4 protein-coding genes are annotated in these 4,753 nt (G+C 37.7%); 1 reads left to right on the forward strand and 3 read right to left on the reverse strand.

Annotated features, from left to right (window positions below):
- Positions 1–307 precede the first annotated feature (307 nt).
- Positions 308–493, reverse strand: coding sequence for a hypothetical protein (locus tag QMD21_07060; protein ID MDI6856519.1), 186 nt, complete (start codon positions 491–493; stop codon positions 308–310).
- 221 nt (positions 494–714) lie between these two features.
- Positions 715–1,560, reverse strand: coding sequence for a ribose-phosphate diphosphokinase (locus tag QMD21_07065; GenBank protein MDI6856520.1), 846 nt, complete (start codon positions 1,558–1,560; stop codon positions 715–717).
- Positions 1,561–1,653: 93 nt separating this feature from the next.
- On the opposite strand from QMD21_07065, the gene QMD21_07070 reads away from it, so the two are divergent.
- The gene (locus QMD21_07070) at positions 1,654–3,108 is read left to right on the forward strand and encodes an RtcB family protein (GenBank protein MDI6856521.1); all 1,455 of its coding nucleotides are present in this window, start codon (positions 1,654–1,656) and stop codon (positions 3,106–3,108) included.
- 7 nt (positions 3,109–3,115) lie between these two features.
- Here QMD21_07070 and QMD21_07075 read toward each other — a convergent pair whose 3' ends face one another.
- Complete coding sequence (locus tag QMD21_07075; GenBank protein ID MDI6856522.1) at positions 3,116–4,627, reverse strand: carboxypeptidase M32; 1,512 nt, start codon at positions 4,625–4,627, stop codon at positions 3,116–3,118.
- Positions 4,628–4,753: the final 126 nt, after the last annotated feature.

Consider the following 4,753-nt stretch of genomic DNA (forward strand, 5'->3'; position numbering starts at 1 on the left):
AAAAGTGGCCTCTTGGATATCGTAATTTAAAATCTGGTTCTTTTCTAAACAACGCAATTCCTCTCCCAACCTAAAGGTTGGAGTTTCCTTGTTTGATCGCTATGATATCTCTCCGCCAGCCGCTCAAACCAGGCTGGAGAAGTATTCGTTTTCAGGACTTCTTTGGGACAAATAAGAGAAGTAAAAAGAACGAGCAGAACAGAGAATACAGCAGCGGATCCCTAGTTCCTAAAAATCCCAAAAACCCTAGAAAGCCTAAAAATCCGAGATAGTTAATTTTCTTCACCTTGCGCTTCACCTTTTTCCCTTACCCAAACAGCCTCACAACCAGCTCACCAATTATACCAAGCAGCCACAAGATAAGTGTAGCTAGGATGAGAGCAATTAAGATTATCAGCCCTACCTTGAGCGCCAAGATTCCTATTTTTACAAGCGCAGGTAAAAGGATGATTATGAATGCTATTATTGCAGCAAGACAGATAAGGTCAAGCATTCAACCACCGGCTATACAATTAGTCAGCTCTTCTTCTTTTTCTAGCCTTTCTTCTTGACTTTTCTCTTTTTTGCGCATCCGCCTTTTGCTTTACAAGGCATTTTGTTTTTCCTCCAGAATTAGAAGGACATTGGAGAATAATAAAACTTTTTCTCGAAGTTCGAAAGAAGACGGGATTAAGAAAAAAGGAAAAAACAAAAATTCTCTCACTTTTGAAGCGCTTACGCCAAAAGTTTCTTCACTTCTTCAGCAACGCTTATCACACTAAATTTACTTTCTATGGTATCTGTAGAGAAAACTCCATCGCAAACCTTTTCCAATTTTTCTAGAGCATTTCCTATAAAAAGCCCGTGAGTGCATGCATTATAAACTTTTTCAGCGCCCTGCGATTTCAAGTAGTGGGAAGCAGTTGCTACGGTAGCTCCTGTGGAGATAATATCATCGACGAGCGCTACCCTTTTACCTTTCACATTCAAATTTTTAGGCTTCAGCTCAACTTTTTCACCTGTCCTTATTTTTTCTAAATAATCGTATTCGCATCCTATAACTTTAGATGCTGTCCTCGCTAGCTCTAAAGCGCCTCTGTCAGGAGCTATAACTAGCTCAATTCCTAATTTTTTCAAATATTCGCCAATCTGTGGCATAGCTGAAATATTTGCTGCAGGAATATTGAAGTATCGGAGTACATCCTTCTTATGAATATCTATAGTGATTACTTCGTCTGTATCGAGCTCTAGCCTTTTTGCAAGAGCTCTAGCGCTTATAGCTTCTCCTTCTTTAAATTTCTTGTCTTGTCTTCCGTACCCAAAATAAGGTATTAGCGTTATCAGCTTACGAATTTTAAATTCTGAGATAGCATCCTGAAGTAAAATAAGTTCTAGAATGCTCTCATCTGGGTATGTGTTCTGCACAAGTAGAACTTCTTCGTTATCTAAATTTTCAAGAATTCTAATATAGCATTCTCTATCTGGAAATCGCTTAATTTCAGGCTTTACCAGCTTTGAGTTAAGCACTTGTGCAATTCTCTGGCTGAGCGTTGTTGAAGAGCTTCCTGGGATTACTAGCATTTTCAAATTGTAAACAAGCTTGAAATAGTTTATAATTTTCGTTCTTAGATAGTTTTAATACAAAAGATACGTTTTTGAAAATAGGTGATATAAATGGTCTGGTCAGGCCCTTTGAAAAAACTAGATAACTACCGATACGAGATACCACAGAACTACAAACCCGGAATGCGTACTAGTGGTGTTATCTACGCAACTGAAAAGATGATTGATAGTATAAGGAAAGACGATGCTCCTGAGCAAGTAGCTAACGTTGCAATGCTGCCAGGCATTGTAGGTAAAAGTCTTGCTATGCCAGACATACACTGGGGTTACGGCTTCGCAATTGGAGGCGTTGCAGCTACAAGCTATGAAGAAGGTGTAATATCACCTGGCGGTGTCGGTTTCGATATCAACTGCGGAGTCCGCCTTCTCAAAACTAATCTAACACTAAAAGAAGTGCATCCTAAAATAAAAGAGCTGATAGATAGAATTTTTGTGGAAGTGCCTTCAGGAGTAGGATCGAGAGGTAAGTTGAGACTCTCAACTCAAGAGCTTGACAGCGTTCTAGAGCAAGGTGCTAAATGGGCTGTTGAAAAAGGTTACGGATGGCAAGAAGATCTTGAATTTTTAGAAGAGCGAGGTGAAATGAAAGACGCAGATAGCACAAAGGTAAGTCACGAAGCAAAATTAAGAGGCGCACCTCAATTGGGCACGCTTGGCGCAGGAAACCATTTTCTCGAAATAGAAAAAGTAGATGAAATTTACGATGAAGCAATAGCAAAAGTTTTTGGTATAGAAAGAAAAGACCAGATTCTAGTGCTAATACACACAGGCTCTAGAGGCTGCGGACATCAAATATGTACAGATCATTTGCGTGAAATGGAAAGAGCGGTAAGAAAATACAATATCTCTTTACCTGATAGACAACTAGCTTGCGCGCCTGCACAAAGCGCTGAAGCTCAAAATTATTTTAAAGCTATGTGCTGTGCCGCTAATTATGCTTGGGCTAATCGCCAGATGATAGTGCACTGGACAAGAGAGAGTTTTGAGAAAGTATTTGGCAAATCAGCTGAAGAGTTAGAGATGCATATTATATATGATGTAGCGCATAATATTGCGAAACTAGAGGAGCATGAATATGAAGGCAGAAGAAGAAAATTATATTTGCATCGAAAAGGCGCTACAAGAGCTTTTTCAAAAGGGCAGAAAGATCTACCAAATAAGTATAAGAGCACTGGTCAGCCTGTACTGATACCTGGCGATATGGGAACTGCAAGCTACGTTTTAGTAGGCACTGAGCTAGGCATGAAAGAGACTTTCGGCTCTACATGCCATGGGTCAGGCAGACTCATGTCTAGAAACGAGGCTATACGCAAATTCAGAGTTGATTTTGTTAAAAATTTAATGGAGCAAAGAAATATCTACACAAGGGCTGCGAGTAGAGATGTGCTTTGCGAAGAAGCTCCGGATGCTTATAAGAGGGTAGACGATGTAGTAGAAGCAGTCCATGGAGCTGGTATTTCACTTAAAGTTGCAAGGCTCAAACCGATTGGCGTGATGAAAGGGTGAGCAGTGGCTATAACTCTATACCATATAGTGGTCCGAATTTTGTTTTTATGTACTCTAAGAAGTAATTAGGATTTAACATTTCGCCAGTAACCTTCTTAGTTAGCTCTTTGGCTGAATAAAGCTTACCATATTGATGAACATTACAGTTGAGCCATTGTTTCAGTACCGAAAGTTTGCCTTCAGAAATAGCAATTTCAAAATCTGGTATTGTTTTCTTAGCAGCGTTAAGTAATTGCGCTGCGTAAAGGTTGCCCAAACTATAGGTTGGAAAATATCCAAAATAGCCTTGAGACCAATGAACATCTTGTAAAACTCCAACAGCATCGTTTTCAGGCACTATTCCCAAATAATCTTCCATTTTTTCATTCCATAACTGAGGGAGCTCTTTTGCACTTACTTTATCGTCAAAAATATCAATTTCTAACTCATATCTTAGCAAAATATGAAGATTATAAGTTACCTCATCTGCTTCTACTCTAATAAAAGAAGGTCTTACAACGTTTATTGCTTTATAAAAATCTTCTAAAGAATAATTTTTCAATTGCACAGAAAATAGCTCTTGAAGTTTAGGATAATAGTATTTCCAGAATGATAAACTTCTTCCTACCATATTTTCCCATAATCTTGATTGCGATTCGTGATAGCCTAGAGATATAAAATCAGCCAAAGGTGTGCGATAATGCTCTTCTCTATACCCTTGCTCGTATAATCCATGACCTGCTTCGTGAATCATAGCAAATAAAGAAGTTCTTAAATCGTTCTCTTTATATCTAGTAGTCAATCTTACATCTCTATAAGAGCCTGAGGTAAATGGATGAGCCGATACATCCAAGCGCCCGCGCTCTAAATTAAATCCCATATCTTTAATTATTTGCAGTCCAAACTCTTTCTGCTTTTCTAGATCGAATTTTTGTGTTAATATTCTATCATCTATTTCACGGCCAGACTCTTTTATAGATTTCACAACCGACACAATGGGCTTTCTCAACTCAGAAAATACAGGAGATATATCTTTTACTTTTGTATAAGGCTCGTATTCATCGAGTAGAGCATCGTAAGGCTTATCCTCATAACCTATAGATTCTGCAACTTCTTTCTTAAGGTTTATCATCTTTTCTAGTAAAGACTTGAAAATATTAAAATCAGCATTTTTCTTGGCTCTTACCCATGCTTCTGTGGCTAGCGATTTTACTCGGGCTATTTCTTTAACCAATTTAATAGGGATTTTTGTTTCCCTTTCATATAATCTAGCAATTTCTCTTACAATTGCTTTTTGCTTACGAGTTAATTTCTCTTTTACCTTACCTTTATTCAACTCTCTTAAATACCTTCCCATAACTTTAGAAATCAATTTTTCATGCAAAACAGCTGAAAGTGTTGAAGATTCACAAGCTCTATCTTCTACTGCACCTGTAGGCATATAGGTTTTCTCATCCCAGTCTAATAAATCAGAAATTTTTCTGAGGTCGTAAAGCTCTTTTACTAATTCTATAAAATTGCTATAGATACGAATTGACATATTGTAGAGAGAGTATACATAAAACTTAAGTTTTTCGCAAAAAATCTCAAAATGCAATATTATAATATTTGTAAAACCAATTTATAGTTAAACATGGCTGTACTACAACTTGCGCTTGATTTAGAA

The organism is Candidatus Thermoplasmatota archaeon (assembly GCA_030018475.1).
Taxonomy (GTDB): Archaea; Thermoplasmatota; JASEFT01; order JASEFT01; family JASEFT01; genus JASEFT01.

Excerpts from the sequence above, each read along its gene's own strand:
- QMD21_07060 (MDI6856519.1), bottom strand. The coding sequence starts at position 493 with ATGCTTGACCTTATCTGTCTTGCTGCAATAATAGCATTCATAATCATC.
- QMD21_07065 (MDI6856520.1), bottom strand. The coding sequence starts at position 1,560 with ATGCTAGTAATCCCAGGAAGCTCTTCAACAACGCTCAGCCAGAGAATT.
- QMD21_07070 (MDI6856521.1), top strand. The coding sequence starts at position 1,654 with ATGGTCTGGTCAGGCCCTTTGAAAAAACTAGATAACTACCGATACGAG.
- QMD21_07075 (MDI6856522.1), bottom strand. The coding sequence starts at position 4,627 with ATGTCAATTCGTATCTATAGCAATTTTATAGAATTAGTAAAAGAGCTT.